16 protein-coding genes are annotated in these 16,064 nt (G+C 65.6%); 7 read left to right on the forward strand and 9 right to left on the reverse strand.

The window, feature by feature from the left end; translation table 11 throughout:
* From LX13_RS18445 to LX13_RS18460, 4 genes are all read left to right on the forward strand, one after another.
* Entirely contained in the window at window positions 1–258 is a 258-nt protein-coding gene (locus LX13_RS18445) for a hypothetical protein (protein WP_253662704.1), read from the forward strand.
* Window positions 259–730: 472 nt separating this feature from the next.
* Window positions 731–1,450 (forward strand): class I SAM-dependent methyltransferase, encoded by a 720-nt coding sequence (locus tag LX13_RS18450; RefSeq protein WP_253662705.1) that lies wholly within the window; start codon window positions 731–733, stop codon window positions 1,448–1,450.
* Window positions 1,447–2,160 (forward strand): class I SAM-dependent methyltransferase, encoded by a 714-nt coding sequence (locus LX13_RS18455; RefSeq protein WP_253662706.1) that lies wholly within the window; start codon window positions 1,447–1,449, stop codon window positions 2,158–2,160. Before LX13_RS18450 ends, LX13_RS18455 begins: the two co-directional genes overlap by 4 nt.
* Window positions 2,157–3,224, forward strand: coding sequence for a cellulase family glycosylhydrolase (locus LX13_RS18460; protein ID WP_253662707.1), 1,068 nt, complete (start codon window positions 2,157–2,159; stop codon window positions 3,222–3,224). Before LX13_RS18455 ends, LX13_RS18460 begins: the two co-directional genes overlap by 4 nt.
* Here LX13_RS18460 and LX13_RS18465 read toward each other — a convergent pair.
* From LX13_RS18465 to LX13_RS18490, 6 genes are all read right to left on the reverse strand, one after another.
* Window positions 3,215–4,456 (reverse strand): glycosyltransferase, encoded by a 1,242-nt coding sequence (locus LX13_RS18465; RefSeq protein ID WP_253662708.1) that lies wholly within the window; start codon window positions 4,454–4,456, stop codon window positions 3,215–3,217. The two genes, LX13_RS18460 and LX13_RS18465, sit on opposite strands and share 10 nt — an antisense overlap.
* Before the next feature lie 105 nt (window positions 4,457–4,561).
* The gene (locus LX13_RS18470; protein WP_253662709.1) at window positions 4,562–5,947 is read right to left on the reverse strand and encodes a lipopolysaccharide biosynthesis protein; all 1,386 of its coding nucleotides are present in this window, start codon (window positions 5,945–5,947) and stop codon (window positions 4,562–4,564) included.
* A gap of 176 nt (window positions 5,948–6,123) precedes the next feature.
* Window positions 6,124–6,927, reverse strand: a complete 804-nt coding sequence (locus LX13_RS18475; protein ID WP_253662710.1) for a glycosyltransferase — start codon at window positions 6,925–6,927, stop codon at window positions 6,124–6,126.
* Entirely contained in the window at window positions 6,924–7,847 is a 924-nt protein-coding gene (locus LX13_RS18480; RefSeq protein WP_253662711.1) for a glycosyltransferase family 2 protein, read from the reverse strand. Before LX13_RS18480 ends, LX13_RS18475 begins: the two co-directional genes overlap by 4 nt.
* On the reverse strand, window positions 7,844–9,400 hold the full coding sequence (locus LX13_RS18485; RefSeq protein ID WP_253662712.1) for an O-antigen ligase family protein: 1,557 nt from the start codon (window positions 9,398–9,400) through the stop codon (window positions 7,844–7,846). Before LX13_RS18485 ends, LX13_RS18480 begins: the two co-directional genes overlap by 4 nt.
* Complete coding sequence (locus LX13_RS18490; RefSeq protein ID WP_253662713.1) at window positions 9,393–9,962, reverse strand: acyltransferase; 570 nt, start codon at window positions 9,960–9,962, stop codon at window positions 9,393–9,395. Before LX13_RS18490 ends, LX13_RS18485 begins: the two co-directional genes overlap by 8 nt.
* 257 nt (window positions 9,963–10,219) lie before the next feature.
* On the opposite strand from LX13_RS18490, the gene LX13_RS18495 reads away from it, so the two are divergent.
* Complete coding sequence (locus LX13_RS18495; protein WP_372499941.1) at window positions 10,220–10,666, forward strand: LbetaH domain-containing protein; 447 nt, start codon at window positions 10,220–10,222, stop codon at window positions 10,664–10,666.
* Entirely contained in the window at window positions 10,663–11,811 is a 1,149-nt protein-coding gene (locus tag LX13_RS18500; protein ID WP_253662715.1) for a glycosyltransferase, read from the forward strand. The genes LX13_RS18495 and LX13_RS18500 overlap by 4 nt, the downstream gene beginning before the upstream one ends.
* Window positions 11,812–11,824: 13 nt before the next feature.
* Here the strand turns inward: LX13_RS18500 and LX13_RS18505 are convergent, their stop codons facing one another.
* The 3 genes from LX13_RS18505 to LX13_RS18515 all read right to left on the reverse strand — a co-directional run bounded on the left by LX13_RS18505 (window position 11,825) and on the right by LX13_RS18515 (window position 13,954).
* Window positions 11,825–12,778, reverse strand: coding sequence for a GDP-L-fucose synthase family protein (locus LX13_RS18505; RefSeq protein WP_253662716.1), 954 nt, complete (start codon window positions 12,776–12,778; stop codon window positions 11,825–11,827).
* A 181-nt stretch (window positions 12,779–12,959) separates the two neighbouring features.
* Window positions 12,960–13,604, reverse strand: coding sequence for a class F sortase (locus tag LX13_RS18510; RefSeq protein ID WP_253662717.1), 645 nt, complete (start codon window positions 13,602–13,604; stop codon window positions 12,960–12,962).
* 5 nt (window positions 13,605–13,609) lie between these two features.
* Entirely contained in the window at window positions 13,610–13,954 is a 345-nt protein-coding gene (locus tag LX13_RS18515) for a hypothetical protein (protein ID WP_253662718.1), read from the reverse strand.
* A 384-nt stretch (window positions 13,955–14,338) separates the two neighbouring features.
* Here LX13_RS18515 and LX13_RS18520 point away from each other — a divergent pair, with 384 nt between their 5' ends.
* On the forward strand, window positions 14,339–16,054 hold the full coding sequence (locus LX13_RS18520; RefSeq protein WP_253662719.1) for a DUF4012 domain-containing protein: 1,716 nt from the start codon (window positions 14,339–14,341) through the stop codon (window positions 16,052–16,054).
* Window positions 16,055–16,064: the final 10 nt, after the last annotated feature.

The following is a 16,064-nucleotide window of genomic DNA, read 5'->3' on the forward strand; positions in this document are numbered from 1 at the left end:
GTGATGAACGAAAAGTCCTGGACCTATGGTCTCCGCCTCGATGACCAGCCCTGGCAGACCCCTGTAGACGCGCCGCAGCGGCAGCCGGATCGCCGGCGACAGATCGGTCGTTCGAATGTGAACCACCGTCCGGAATTCGGGAAGCGCCCCGGCCAGATATGCGAAACGCTCTCGCTCCGACAGGGGGACGAGGTTCTCGTTTCCGATGCAGTCGACCCACCGGGCGATATCGGCGGCGATGTCGGCGCGATTGCCTGATCTCTGCACGGCCCACCAGAGCGGCGCCGACCACAACCGAGCGACGTTCAGCAAAGCCCGCGGGATCGGAGAGTGCGCCATCGCGCCGAGTTTAACCAGTTTCCACCGCTCCGACGGCGGATTGTGCGTTCGGTGATTCGACGCCCGGGGAACACGCAGATGAAAGACGTTCGACCATCGGTCTCGGTACGAGTCCGCCTCTGATCACGGCAGATTCGGGGCCGAACAGTGAGTACGAGGCATTTGTTCGTTCACGATGCGCGCGACACCGCCTGCGGTAGTCTAGGCCGACAAAAGGCGCACGAATACCGAAAAAGGTGCACGTCACATGCCACGTCCTCGCTCTCGAATTCGCGGAGACAAGTTCTCGGAGCGCGACATCAAACGGGCAGCTGATTCGGTTCGCCAGAATTTCCCGTTCTCGGATTATTTCGACCCCGTATTGAACGGTCACCTGTCGATCGCCAGGACGGTGGCCGGCCGGCTCGCACCGCCCGCACGCCTCCTCGATTTCGGAGCGGGCCCCGCCGACCGAACCGCGGTCCTCGCCGAGCTCGGCTACCGCTGTACCGCCATGGACGACCTGGGCGACGAGTGGCACTCCCGCGGCCGGGCCAGAGAGAAGATCCTCGCGTTCGCCGACGAGGTCGGGGTCGATTACGTGGTCCTCGATTCACACACGGTTCCCGCCACAGGTGAATTCGACATGGTCATGCTGCACGACGTCCTCGAGCATCTCCACGACAGCCCGCGAGATCTGCTCAGCGAGTTGGTGTCTCGACTCGCCCCCGACGGACTTCTGTACGTGACGGTTCCCAACCATGTGAATCTTCGCAAGCGATTGGCCGTGCTCCGAGGCAAGACGAGCCACCCCATGTTCGAGATGTATTACTGGTACCCCGGCTCGTGGAGGGGCCACGTCCGTGAATACACCCACGGCGATCTCGTGGCACTCGCCGGCGCGCTAGGGCTCGACGTGGTCGAGATCCGAGGCGTGCACCACATGCTGCAGAACGTCCCGCCACGGATGCGCCCCGCGTACCGGGCGATCAGCAGCCTGTTCCCAGGCGTCCGCGACTCGTGGTCCATGCTCGCTCGGAAGCCCCGGGGCTGGCAGGCTCGAACCGAACTCTCGGACGACGAATTGCGTTCGGTCACCGGACTGACCTCCTGGGGAGAGGTAGGGCATTGAGGATCACCGCGTCGTTCGATCGCTCCTACGAGGCGTTGGCCATCCGGATACCGCCCAAGGTGGCCGGCAGGCTGGACACACGACGTCCGCAGTACAGCCGTTCCTGGGGTGGCCCTCTCAACGGTCAGCACCACCGCCGCGAGATGGTTCGGGAGATCGCACGTGAGTTCCGCCCCGCGCACGTCGTCGAGACGGGAACGTACCGGGGCACGAGCACCGAGTTCTTCTCAGCCGTCTTCGGGGTTCCCATCGACACCGCCGAGGCGAGCGAGCGCTACTACGAGTACTCGGCCCGGCGGCTGGCCGGCGACAACGCGATAACGGTTCATCGGGGCGACTCACGCGGTTTCCTCAGCCGACTGGCCTCTCGGGCGGATAACGACCGCCCGACCTTCTTCTACCTCGACGCCCACTGGAACGATGACCTGCCGTTGGCCGAGGAACTACAGATCATCTCGTCGACATGGCGACGTTCCATCGTCATGATCGACGACTTCCAGGTTCCGGACGATCCGGGCTATGCATACGACGATTACGGCTCGGGTAAGGCTCTCGTACCCTCGTATCTGCCCGGGGCCGTCGACGCCTGGTCACGTCGATACCCTTCCGCACCGTCCGGCGAGGAAACCGGTGCGCGACGCGGGAGCTGCCTGCTCTTCACCCCAGATATCGATACGTCGGATTACACGACGGTGCGTTCGATCACGTGAGGCGTGCGCTGATCGTCATCGTCGTGATGGTGATAGGCGTGTGCGCCGGATGTGCCGGTGGTCCAGAAGGCCCCGCCGAGTCGACCACTCCGTCAGCCGCGCAGTTCGCGTGGAGTTCGGCGACTTTGTCGGTCAACACCATCGGACTCGACGACCCCAATGCCCGGCCCGATGCCGAGCTCGACTTCGCCGCAGCACAGGGTTTCTCAGCGGTTCGCATCCCCGTGCGATGGTCCTCGGTCGAGCCCGTCGAGGGAAAGCTGGACTTCAGCGCACTCGATCCGGTGATCCGTGGCGCCGCCGCCCGCGGCCTCGAGGTTCTCGGCGTGGTCACGTGGGCACCGGCGTGGGCGGTGGCACCGGAATATCGGACGGTGACGCACCCGGCACCCGAGTCGGCGGCGCGCTTCGCCGAGTTCGCACGCGTCGCCGCGTTCCGCTATCGCTCCCAGGTGTCGGCGTGGGAGGTGTGGAACGAACCGAACATCGCGGCGTCCTTCGGGCCGATTCCCGACGTCTCGAAATACTGCGCGATCCTGCGGCAGAGCTACACGGCCATCAAGGCGGCCAACCCGTCGGCCACCGTACTCACCGGCGGCACCTCGCCCACTCGGGATTCTCCCACCGGCGTGGCACCCGCGAACTACATCAACGCACTCTACAAATGTGCGCCCCGGTCGTTCGATGCCCTGGCGATGCACCCCTACAGCACTCCGAACCTGTTGAGCAGACCCAGTTCGACGAACCCGTCTTCCCGAGATGTCGCACTGGTCCGCGAGGTCATGAAACTCAATGGCGACACCCGACGCAAGGTCTGGTTCACCGAATTCGGGGCTCCGACCACACAGTTCAGTCCGACCGGCGTCTCCGAGGAGAAACAGAAGCAGATCCTCGTCGACGGCGTCAGCCTGCTGAAGCAACTCAGTTACGCCGGGCCGGTCTTCGTCTTCAACCTTCGCGACATCGAGACCGGCAGCCGGATACCCGATTACAACTATGGTCTCGCCCGCACCGACTTCACGCTCAAACCATCGTTGAAAGCAGTGATCGGGCTCTACAACTGACGGTCGCGGGCCAGCCGCTCGATCCATGCGTCGAATCGCTCGAGCGCCGTCGCACGGTCCATGTCCGTCCGCAGATGCGCTGCGCCCGCCGAGCCGAGGGTCGCCGAGCGATCGGCGTCGGCGGCCAGGTCGAGGACGGTACGTAACAGCTCATCCGGCTCACCCGGGTCGACGCGTACGCCCGCCCCGGAGCGGTCGACCTCGTGGGCGGTGACACTGCCCTCCCGCGTCGCCGCCACCACCGGACGACCGCTCCCGAAGTACGAGGTCAGCTTGCTCGGTACCGCCATCTCCGCGATGTCGGTCCCCTCGTTGACGATCAGCACGTCCGCCGCGGCGAGCGCCCGGACGAACGTCTCCTCCGGAAGCGGGCGGACGAACTCGAGCGTGTCGGTACCCGCGCCAAGTCGCTCCAATTTCTCGCGCTGATTCCCGTCGCCCAGCAGCACGAAAGTGACCCCGGCGGATATACGGTCCGAGAGTTGCGCCGCCTGCACCACGTTCTCCAGTCCCTGCTTCAGGCCCATGTTGCCTGCGTGCAGTGCGATCACCCGGTCCGCGGGCCAACCCAGCTGTCGCCTGGCCTCGGCGCGGTCGACCTGCCGTTGCGGGGGAAGGTGATTCCAGTTGGGGATCACCGCCACGGCAGACCGGTCGACCTCGAGGTTGTCGGCGACATGATCGGCGAAACGCGGGTGGAGGACGGCGAGACCGTCGGCCCGTCGGAGCACGGCCGACTCGACCCGGTCGACCAGCCCCACTCCACGTCCGTCCATCATCCCGGTCTCGGCAACTCCGCGGGAATAGAGGTCCTGCACCCAGATACCGATGGCGGGACGCCGTTTTCGAATTCTCAGTCGTGCCATCACCATGCCGGTGGAGATCAAGGCAGGCGAGACGCAGACCACCACGTCAGATCGCATCACATCGCGGAACCCTGCGGTGGTCACCGCGCGGGCGCCGAACGAGATCTCCAGTCTCGTGCGCTGTGCGACCGTCATGGAGTGCGGCACGAAATGGCGAACCCGGTCGACCGGTACGCCGTTCACGGTCTCCGACAGGGATCGACCGGCGTAGCGCGGGTCGATGTGCCAGCTCGGGTAGTGCGGGTACCCGGTCACGACGTGTACGTCATGCCCCTGCTGCACGAGATGTTCAGCCAGTCCGGCCGTGTACGGCGCGATGCCGGTCGGCTCGGGGCAATAGTTCAGTCCGACGATCGATACGCGCATCCAAGTCTCCGTGTAGTGACTTCGAAGTCGCCCCGACGCTACTTCCGGACTCTGCAGTGGTGCCCACCATTATCTCCCCTCGACCCGGTTCGACACCTGAGTTCGTCAAGACGTCTCCTCGGCCGTCCGGCGCCGAACCAGCCGCGGTACCGACACGAGGTCGGGAATCACCTGGCTCAGCACCACCGCTGCGGCCGTCACCGCGACGACCCCGGCCGCTCCGTGACGCGGTGCGACGTACACGCATCCCGCCAGTGTCAGCACCGCCATCGCCGCCAGGCAGAACGTCTGCCACCGTGCCCCGGACGGATTGGTGAGGAGCACACCAGACGGCAGATGTATCGACTGGGCGACGAGCAACAACGCGAACGCGCCGGCCAGTGTCGTACTGATGGTGATCGCACCACCGGAGATCAACTCGCCGATCCAGGGGCCGAGGAACACCATCGCAACCGCGCCCAGGATGGCGACCACGCCGAAGATCACGGTCGTGCGTACCCACAGCGAGATCGTGGCGGCGCTGTCCGCGCGGCGCTTGATGAAGATCGGCCAGAAGCTCAGCGACGCGGTGGACAGCACCGACCAGCCGATCCCGAAGATCTGCGCCATCAGCGCATACCTCGACAGCTGCGTCGGCGTCGACAGATGTGACAACACGATTCGTTGGACCTGGACACCGAACGGGATCCCGAGAGAGACGAAGAACAACCACATCGACCCCCGGAGCATGGTCCGAGGGGTGACGCCGGTGGTCACGTGTCCGAAGATCGAACGACCGATGCCGGTGATCTTCAGTCCGACCAGCATCGATCCGAGATTGCCGAGGAGCGCGCCGAGAAGCGCCGGGAGGACGAACCAGATACCACGGATCCCGAGTTGGTACATCACGACCGTGATACCGAGTCCGAGAATCGAATTGGCCATGAACGAGACGACGGCCAATTCGTTCTTGTCATGGCCGATCAGCAACCGGACCCCGATCCCGGCCGGGATCGTCCAGGCGAAGACCACGACGGCGACGGTGATCGCCCATCTGTCCTGCGAACCCGTACTCAGGCCGATGATGGTGTGCCACTGATCGAACGCCATCACGATCAGGGCCAACAGGGTGATGACCACTGCGACGACGGCCAATGACCGAAAAGCGGCACGCACGACGTCGAGCACATGGTCATCGGATGCCGGGGTCCGAGTCGTCGACACCGCGTTCATCGCGACCGCGCCGATACCCAAGTCGGCAAACGGGAGCAACAAGCCCACCGTGGAGACAAGGGTCACCAGACCGTAGGTCGTCTCCCCAGTGGCACGGATGACGATCCCCGCAGCGACGATGCCGGCGAGTGCGATGACCGGGGTGCCCAGGATTCGGAACAACGAACTCAGCACGAGGGAACGCTTCTCGACAGCGTTGAGATTCGACACATCGCTCTCGTCGGCATCCACTGGCGGGATCGGAGCGGTGATCGCGAGCGACGGGTCGACCGACACCACGTCCGGTACCTCGACCTCGCTTCGCCGCGGCCGGTGACGACCGACCCTGCGGTACCTGGACACAAGATCTCCGTGCCGTGGGGGGCGGGCCGCCGCACCGGGCCCCGGAACCGGGCCCGGCCGGGTGATGACGATGACGGGCGCGTCCCTGGGGATGCGATGACGCCCGGTGGTGGTCACCGCGAGAGACCGATGCCTCGTCGCACCAGCGACTTCGCCCAGGCCTCGCCCTGGACCGCCCTCGCGATCGCCGTCGATGCCACGCGCCCCGCACACGGGAACACCCCTGCGGCGGGCCATGCGTCGCGGACGTCTCGGAAGTGGTCGCGTTGCGGACGGACGCTGCCCGCACCCGTGGTGTCGAAATCACACAGCACCTCGGAAACGACCACCGGCTCGGCCAACCGGCTCGCGCACAACATGAAGAGGTGATCGGCGGCCAGCCCGAACGAGGTGGAGTAGCCACCGATCTCGTCGACGAGGTCGGCACCGAACACGGCGGCCTGATGCGGGATGGGAGCGATACCGAGCGCGAGACGGCGCTGCGAGAACCCCTCGTACGACCACACCGTCCCATCCCGGTCCCCTCCGATCAGACGTGCACCGCCGAATCCCCAGGCCCGCCGAGGATCCGGTCGACGGGACAGAGCGTCGACGGCAACCGTGATCGCACTGGGACCGGCGAACACGTCGGAGGAGTGCATGAACCACAGCAGATCTCCGGATGCGTGCTGAATCCCTTGGTTCATACCGTCGTACCGACCGCCGTCGGGCTGCGATTGCCAATAGGCGACCCCGGATTGCCCGAGGACCTGCTCGGTGTCCGCGCCTGACCCACCGTCTATGACGATGTGTTCGACGTACGGGTAGTCCTGATCGCGCGTGCTGGTGATCGTCTTCATCAGACCTGGTAGGTCACGAAACGAGATGGTGACGACCGAGACCCGCGGCCGGGCCGCATCGTGCGGTGTGCTCGTCACCGGCGCCCACGATCCGACGACGACGGGTCGCTGCCGGCGGGCAGCATCGCCTTCACCAACTTCGCTCCGGCATAGACGACGGCGCTCGGCCCCGGACGGCCGAATTCGAAGCCTGCACGGACCGCGTTGACCACCCCCCGCGGTGAATGTGCTTTCGCTGCAGCCGATGTCGCACTCGTGAGAAAATAGTCGCCTCGGGCGCGAGCGGTGGCGTCCCCGAGATAGGTCTGACCCCATCGGATGTAGCGCGCCGAGTCGTCGACCGTCGTGTTCGACACCGAACCGGCCGTCACGTTGTACACCGTGAGGCAATCGGGGACATGACAGAACAGGAGTCCCGGGAAGACATGCTGGACGTGGTGTAGCCAGGTCGGCTCGTCGTGCACCGCTTCTCGGTCCGCGTCGAGCGGCACCTGCACCGCGATCTCCCGCGGGAAGCACAGTGTCGAGGTCTGCAGCATCGCGTTTCCGGCACGGGGCACCGTGACCTCGAACAGATAGTCGAGCACCGGTTCACGGGGCTCGATGAGACGGCGTGGGATGACGCGGTCACGCCGCCCCGGCGCGCGCACCGCGGCACGACTGGACGCGATCCACGGGTGCCCCCGCGCGATCCGCCCGGCGAAACGGAGCTGGCGTTCGAGTTTGTACGGGTGCCACAGATCGTCGTCGTCGAGAAGCGCGATGACGTCACCGACCGCGGCGTCGACCCCGCGCTGACGCGCCGCCGCGCCGCCGATGTGGTCACCGACCTCGATGCAGCGCACACGGTGGTCCTGAACGCCGATCGAGATCGGTTCGGCCACATCGACCATCACGAGCACCTCGGTGACCGGGTGGGATTGGTCGAGAGCTGAGGCGATCGCGGCGTCGAGGCTCGTTCGTCCGACCGTCGGGATGATGACGCTGATGGTGGTCATCGCGCAGTGCGCTCCGGGGCAGCGTGTCTCGGGACGTGCTTCGTCGGAGGGCCCACGGAGTCTCGACGCCGGCGTCCGCCACCAGGGGCACGCGCGAGCGAGTCGGGCTCGCCCACGAGGGGGAAGGCGTCGCCGCGCCGACCGCCGCGGCGCCGACGTTCGCCAGGACCGGTTTCCGGGATGCGACCGCTCGGTGCACCACCCTGCGCGGGTGGTGACGGCGGCCGGGTGGGTCGCGATCGTCGACCACCCAGCGGCGGTGCCGACAAGGTCCGACGCACCGGACGGTCGAGATTCCCTGTGGTGATGAACAGTGCTGCAACCGATATGGCCGCGTACACCACCGGGAGGTTGTAACTCCACGGGGAGAAGACGAGGTCCCAGATCCCCTGTATACCGAGAAAGGTCAGCGCGGCGGTCCACGCGGGGTGCCGGTGGGCGAACCGGATGAGCGTCAGACACGCCCAGACGAGCCACAGCGGGAGCAGTACCGCGAACACACCGCCCTCGGCCCATGACCCCAGAAGGATCGAGTGCAGCGAGACCGAGCCGTCAGGCAGGAACCAGATGTACCTGAACGGGTAGGACGCATCGAACCCGATGGAGACCGCCAACTGGTACGCGTGGTCGATGACACCAGACGAGATGTTGTTCGCATATCCCCATCCGAGCAGGGGGTGGTCGATGATGGCACTGATCGACAGGGGCGGTTCGGTCCGCCCGACGAGAATCGAGGGCACGTGTTGGGTCGATTGCATCTCGACCTTGTCGGTCAACGCACTGCCGAGAAGTCCCTCTCGCGCTGCGTACTCCAACCCCTTGGCCACCGCTGCGCCGATCACCGCGACCGTCACCACCTTCACCGGTAACGATGTCGGGCGGCGACGTAGACGGTCGACGAACACGAGCAGCGCGGCGCAGAGACAGATGAGAGCGTGCGAGCGGAAGTTCAGCGCGACGCTCACCGCGGCCAGGATCACGAGGGCGGCGCACGCCGCCATCGGGCGATGGCGCGGCGATCGAGCGATCGCGTACAGGACGAGCAGGGTCACCGCGGGCGCAAAACCGTATTTCCACAATGCCGCGAGCACTCCATCGGCGGTCAGAGCGGTGCCGAGAACGGCATAGAAACCGATTGTTCCGACCGACACGCCTACCATGAGCGCAAACAATTCGTCGAGGTCGGAGACGAGAACGAGTAACCCGCAGAGGTACAGACCGTAGGCGGCGAATGCCGGGACATTCGGGGCGAGGAGCGGTGTTGCGTTGACGATCGAGGAAATGACGTAGGCAACAGATCCTGCAAACGCCAGGAGAAGGGGCGCACCCGCCCGACGATTGTCCAACCGCGCCGAGAAGAGGAGCACCAGAAGAAAGCAGAGCATCGAGAATCCGGTGACCGTGAACTTCATCAGGGGGACGACCGTGGTGAACCCGGCCGCCATCAACATCGCCTCGCGGACACGGCCCAGGCCCACCGTCGCCGGGGCCGGCACGCGCGAGCCGGTTCCGCCGACACCGGTCGACTCCGCGGCGCCCGCGTGGTCACGCATTCGCAGACAGCTCCGACCGTGGTTCGGCATCGTCGAGAATTCGGATCAGCCGCGCCGGCGTACCCATATAGACGCCGTTGTCCACGCAGTCGGCCGTCACGACGCTCCCGACGCCGATGACACAACCGGCACCGACGGTCACACCCGGAAGGATTGTTGCCCGCGATCCCACCCACGCACCTGCACCGATGACGATCGGCCGGTTGTCAGCAACGCCGTATCGACGGTGACTCGGACCCATCTCGTGACTACACGTGATCAGCATGACCTCGTACCCGACACCGGCGTTCTCCGCCATGGTCACCGGCGCTCCGAGGTCGAGGAAGCTGCCGTAGTTGATGATCGTCCCTGGTTCCATCGTCAGTCCGGTCCGCGCCCCCAGGAACACCCCGGGACTGATCAGTGCCCTCGAACTCACGCCGCGGTGACCCACCAGACGTACGAGCGTGGCACGGAGAGTACGCGGCACCAACGTGCTCGAGATGACCGTGTTGATGACGACGTCGCGAAACAGGAATCCCAATTCTTGACGGGCCAGATCGATGATTTTGCCGAAATTCAAGATCGACCCTCTCTGAACACGTGACGAGCACCGCGAGCCATGAGCAGACGGCGCCTCGTCGGTGCACGATGACAGCCCGTCAGAACTCATTATCAACGCCACGAAGTCACGTTGTCAGACGTTGCGACGCTATCCGATGATCTAAATTGAAAGTTGTGGACATTCCGGGAAGCGCGCAGGTGACACATCGGAATCTGGCGGAGTTCAGTGGCCGGGGATATGACAAAGGACGCGGAATTCTCACGCAGATTCTGTGGATGGCCGCCTCAGGTCCGATCAGCCGATGGTGGTGCCCCGTCGCCGTCCGCGTTCGGGTGCTACGACTGTTCGGAGCGAACATCGGTGAGGACGTGATCATCCGACACCGAGTCCGGATTCACTGGCCGTGGAAACTGCAGATCGGGGACCGCTCCTGGGTGGGTGAGGGCGCGTGGATACTCAACCTGGAGCCCGTGACCATGGGCGCTGATGTGTGTGTCTCCCAAGACGTACTGCTCTGCACAGGCAGTCACGACCGCCACTCCCCCACGTTCGAATTCGACAACGCCCCGATCACGGTGCGCGACGGGGCGTGGATCGCGGTCCGCGCAACCGTCCTACGTGGGGTGACCGTGGGTCGGAGTTCGGTGGTGGGCGCCACCGCGCTCGTGGTGTCCGATGTGGCTGACGGCCAGATCGTGCGCGCGCCTGTGGCGCACCCATGACCGACCGACCGCTGCGGATACTCGACGTGGCGACTCTCGTCTCACCCGACGGGGCCTACGGCGGACCGGTACGTGTGGCGGTCAATCAGTGCGCGGCGCTGCGAAAGGCCGGACACACCGCCGAGGTGACCGCCGGTGTACGTGGATTCCTCACCCCACCCTCGGCGGTGTCGGGCGTTCCCGCTCATCTGTTCGCGGCTCGAAATGTGTTGCCTGGAAAAGGCTTCGCCGGGATGACGGCACCCGGAATGCTGCGCTGGTTCGTCCGGCACCATCGCGACTACGACGTGGTCCACGTGCACCTCGCCCGCGACCTCGTGACATTGCCCATCGCCCGCCTGTCGATGGCTCTCGGGTCCCCGACGGTCGTCCAACCGCACGGCATGATCGACCCCAGCGCGAACACGCTGGCGCGATCCCTCGACGCCGCGTTGACCCGCCCGACGTTGCGCCGTGCCGCGCGCGTCTGGTTTCTCACCGCCCGCGAGCGAGATGACCTCAGAGTGGTCGGCGGACCCTCTGTCCGCCTCGAACACCTGCGCAACGGCACCCCGGTGGACAACGAACCGCCTGTGCGACAACGAACCGAGCAACCGGATGTCCTGTTCCTCGCCCGGTTGCATCCGCGAAAACACGCCGTCGCATTCGTCGAGTCCGCCATCGACCTGCTCCGCGAGGGAGCCCGTGCGACCTTCTCCCTGGTCGGCCCCGACGAAGGAGACGGGCGGCGTGTCCGGCAACTCATCACCTCGAGCGGCTTCGCAGAACGCCTCCGGTGGGAAGGCGCCCTGGATCCGGACAGGACTCGCGAACGGATGTCGCGATCGGCGATCTACGTACTGCCCTCGGTGGACGAGCCGTACCCGATGTCGGTTCTGGAGGCCATGTCGATGTCGATGCCCGTCGTCATCACCCACAGTTGCGGTCTGGCACCCATGGTCGCGAGGTCCGAGAGCGGGATCGTCACAGACCCCGGGACCGATGAGCTCACCGACGCAATCCGTCGACTGATCGACGATCAGTCATTGCGCGAGCAGTTGGGCGACAACGCATTTCGAACCGTCATCACCGAGTTGTCGATGGATGCCGTGGCCGACCAGCTCGAGAACGCCTACCGAGTGGCTATCGCCGCGGCGCGCACCTGACCGGCAGGATCGGTCAGGTTCGTACCGTTGACTGGCGTCGATACCAGTCGACCGTGGCGGCCAACCCCTCCGACAACGGGATCTGCGGCTTCCATCCACTGTCGGTCAGGGTCGACACATCGAGCAACTTCCGCGGGGTGCCGTCCGGTTTTGATGTGTCCCAGCGGGTTTCGCCAGCATAACCGACAGCGTCGGACACGAGTCCGGCGATCTCGGCGATGGACTGATCCTCGCCGGTACCGACGTTCACCTGTTGCGGACCGTCGAAGTTGCGCAGTAGGTGAAGGCATGCCGCTGCCATGTCGTCGACATGGAGGAACTCCCGCCGCGGCGTGCCGCTACCCCAGTTGACGACCGCGGGATCGCCGGCGGCGCGAGCAGCGTCGTACCGCCGGATCATCGCGGGGAGCACGTGAGATGTCGTGGGCGAGAAGTTGTCACCAGGACCATAGAGGTTCGTGGGCATGGCGGAGATCCACGGGAGTCCGTACTGACGTCGAACGGCCTGGACCTGAAGGATGCCGGCTATCTTCGCGATCGCATACGCATCGTTGGTGGGTTCGAGTTCGCCGGTGAGGAGGGCGTCCTCGCGGATGGGCTGTTCGGCGAACTTGGGGTAGATGCAGGACGACCCGAGGAAGAGCACTCTCGGCACCTCGACCTCGAGCGCGGCGTCGAGCACGTTCACCTGGACCTGCAGGTTCTGGGAGATGAAGTCGACGGGGTAGGTGCTGTTGGCCATGATCCCCCCGACCTTCGCAGCGGCGAGCACGACCACCGCCGGCGTGTGGGTGTGGAAGAAGTCGAACACCGCCGCCCGGTCGAGCAGATCCAACTCGGCGTGCGAACGACCGATCAGATTGCCGTAGCTGTGCTCGTGCAGATGCCGCCACACCGCCGACCCGACCAGGCCGCGGTGTCCCGCCACGTAGATGGGATCTGAACGGGAGATCTTGAAATCGTCCACACTGGTTCTCTTTCGCGAAACCCCGAACTCAATTCCGACCCTCAGTTTTTAGCATGTCCGGGCATTCCAGGCAGGCAATACGGAAATACTGTTCGGCCGGTGAGAAAATGAAACGCACGTGCAACTGTTTTCGAAATGCCAGGAACCTCAGCCTCTCCCGTCACTCCTGTTCCCTAGGACGTCACGCGCGACGGGCGAACACAACAGTGTTGTCGACGCTCTCCGAGGCCGAGGAATCGAAATCCCCGCTACAGGTGACCAGAGCGAGATTCGATGTCGGTGCGTTCGCGGCGAGCGTTTTCTGGAGCGCGGCTGAATCGTTCTTCGGGATGTTGCGGACCACACTCGTAACACGGAATCGCAGTCGGATTCGGCCCGATTCGTCGTCGACGACGAGCTCGGCACCCGGCGTGAGCTCTCCGATCCGGTTGAAGACCGCATACCCACCGCCCACCTGACTGTGGCCGAGCAGAACGGCCATTCCCGGCGCGCCGACCCGTGGGCCGTCCGACCACCAGCCTGCCCGGGCCAGATCCGGCGGCACCTCAAAGCTCGTCACCTGCCGGTTGTCGAGGAACGGATCGGGCTCGACAACGGTACCCAGCTGCAAGATCGTGCTGTTGACCGCTATCGCCGGGATGTACAGATGGGCGGGAACGACCGGCTGAACCCGGTTCGCCGGGACGGCTGACACGCCGGTGTCGAGGGGTTTCGACGCCGCGACGGTGTCGCCCGTCGGGAAAGGACGTTCCCGTATGGGAGAACTCGAACATCCGGCCAGCACGGTCGTCAACGCCACCAGACAGACGATCGCCCTCTGACGCATGGACGTCACCGCCGCAGGCGGATGCGCCTGACCGCGTAGAACGAGGACAACAGACTGATCAGCAGCAGGCCGACGACAACCGCGCGCGTAGCGGTCTCGGACGGAGGGGCGAGTACCGGACCCGCTCCGGTCCGCGCCTGCACCGGATAGGAGCCCGGAGCGATCACCGGCGCCTCGGCGCCGTAACGCACCGCCGGGGCGCCCGGTCCACCGAGCACCGGCGCCGGAACGGTCGCGACCGCGGGTACCTGTCCGGTGGGGAGCACCGGGGGGTAGGGCGCCCCAGAGGCCGTCGACCCCGTGGCGATGAACACCCCGATGCAGAGCGCGACCGTCACGACAATTCGCACGGTCTGCCGGCTCCCACCTCGATTTCCGCCCATGTACTCGGTCGCCTCTCGAAACTACACATCGCCGCGGATCACGGCCCATTCTCGACCGATTCCAATCTCCCCGGCGAAATGAAATCGACGAACCATGTGTGACAGCTCTATCGCCACAGTCCGAGCATCCGTTACCGGGTTTCCATGATCGTACGCCCACCATTTCGCCAGGCAGGCGTGAATTCTCGACCCAAGCCGATATGCGCACGATCATTCGACGCCATTTTCGTCAGACACCTGCGAGCGATGGTCCCGCGCGCATAATGAAAGGCATTCACCGGTGTCGGCGGAGGGAATGGGCGTGTGGCGCCTCACCGCAGACATCGTCGGCATCCACGCCGACGCTGGATCGTGCGGTGCGCAATCGCCGGCCTGCTGATCATGATCGGATTCGCCGCATGGTGCTCCGTCGACCTCATCACCGCGCGCGCCGATCTCACCGCCGCACGCGGGCACCTGGCCGCCGCCCAGGCCGCGATCGGGAACACCGCCGTGGTGCAACGAGAGGTCTCGGAAGCCGGGTCCGCATCCGCCTCTGCGCGGGCTGCTCTGGGTCGACGGCCGCTCAGTCTGGTCACGAACGTGCCGTGGATCGGCGCCCCCATCGATTCCGCGACTGCCATCGCCTCCGTGCTGGACGACGTGACGCACTCCGGGCTGCCACAGGCCGCAGCAGCCATGGAATCCCTCACCTCTCGACCCCTGCTCGACCGGGGGCGGGTCGACATCGACGCAATCCGGCGATCACAGGCCCCGCTCGCGGCCGCATCGGGCGCGACGTCGAGCGCACTGCGACGCGCGAAGCTGATCTCGGGTCGCACGTGGTTGCCGCCCGTCGACCGCGCACGCGACGAGTTCGTCGAACAGTTGTCCCGGCTCGACTCGACGCTCTCGGCGGCACGAACCGCAACGGACCTCGCACCGAGCTTGCTGGGCGCAGATCGTCGGCGGACGTTTCTCGTGGGGTTGCAGAACAACGCAGAAGCCCGCGGTACGGGCGGTCTCATCGGTGGCTTCATCCTGTTCTCCGCGGATCGCGGCAAGATCTCCCTGATCCGGGTGGTGAAGGACCTGGCGTTGCCGCCTCGCCGACCGATCGATCTCGGTGCCGACTACGAGAACCTGTACGGATCGACTGATCCGACTCGAATATGGCAGAACTCGAACCAGAGCCCGCACTTCCCGTACGCGGCGCGGATCTGGCGTAGCCTCGCCCGTCAACTCACCGGTGTCACCCCGGACGTCGTGATCGGCATCGACCCGCCGGGGCTGCGCAGCATTCTCGGCGCCACCGGTCCGGTCGCACTGCCAGACGGCCGGACGGCAGCCGCCGACACCATCGTGGCCACGACCGAATCCGAGGCGTACGCCCGCTTCGCCGACGATCGCGACGAACGCAAGACCTATCTGGCCGACATCGCAGAGGCGACCTTCGATCGGATCACGTCGGGCCGGTTCCAGGTGACCGCACTGGCGAGTGCACTCGGCGCAGCGACACGAGACGAGCGCATCGCAGTCTGGAGTCAGGCCCCCGCCGAGCAGGCCGAACTGGCCGGCACGGCCCTTGGTCACGAAGTCCCCTACTCCCCCGGGCCGTACGCCAACGTCGTCGTCAACAATGCGTACGCGAGCAAGCTCGACTACTACCTGGGCCTTACCGTCCGGTACCGATACGGCGCGTGTACCGATGAACGGCAACAGATCCTGATCGATGTCACCCTCACCAACAACGTCCCGGACGCCGTCCTGTCGCCCGAGGTGCTGGGAACCTACCTGCCCGGCGGTGGTTCGCTCCCCCCACGGACCAACCGCGTGACACTTGCGCTCTACTCGTCGTGGAGTTCACGGATCAAGGCGCTGACCGTCGACGGCAGTCCGGTCAGCTACGGCGAGGGCGTCGAGTTGGGACACCCCGTTCACTACGTGGTTCTCCCACTCGCGCCGCGTACGCCCACCACAGTGCGGTTCGAGGTCAGCGAACCGCAGTCGACGGTCGCGCCCGACATCCCGGTTCAGCCGCTGACGAACCCGGCCGATGTGCGGGTTCTCGGACAACCCTGCAGCTAGAGAACGGTTT

Source organism: Williamsia maris (assembly GCF_024171815.1).
Lineage (GTDB): Bacteria > Actinomycetota > Actinomycetes > Mycobacteriales > Mycobacteriaceae > Williamsia_A > Williamsia_A maris.

Coding starts and splice junctions, on each gene's coding strand:
- LX13_RS18510 (WP_253662717.1), bottom strand. CDS start 13,604: ATGCGTCAGAGGGCGATCGTCTGTCTGGTGGCGTTGACGACCGTGCTG.
- LX13_RS18480 (WP_253662711.1), bottom strand. CDS start 7,847: ATGACCACCATCAGCGTCATCATCCCGACGGTCGGACGAACGAGCCTC.
- LX13_RS18495 (WP_372499941.1), top strand. CDS start 10,220: ATGGCCGCCTCAGGTCCGATCAGCCGATGGTGGTGCCCCGTCGCCGTC.
- LX13_RS18500 (WP_253662715.1), top strand. CDS start 10,663: ATGACCGACCGACCGCTGCGGATACTCGACGTGGCGACTCTCGTCTCA.
- LX13_RS18465 (WP_253662708.1), bottom strand. CDS start 4,456: ATGCGCGTATCGATCGTCGGACTGAACTATTGCCCCGAGCCGACCGGC.
- LX13_RS18485 (WP_253662712.1), bottom strand. CDS start 9,400: ATGCGTGACCACGCGGGCGCCGCGGAGTCGACCGGTGTCGGCGGAACC.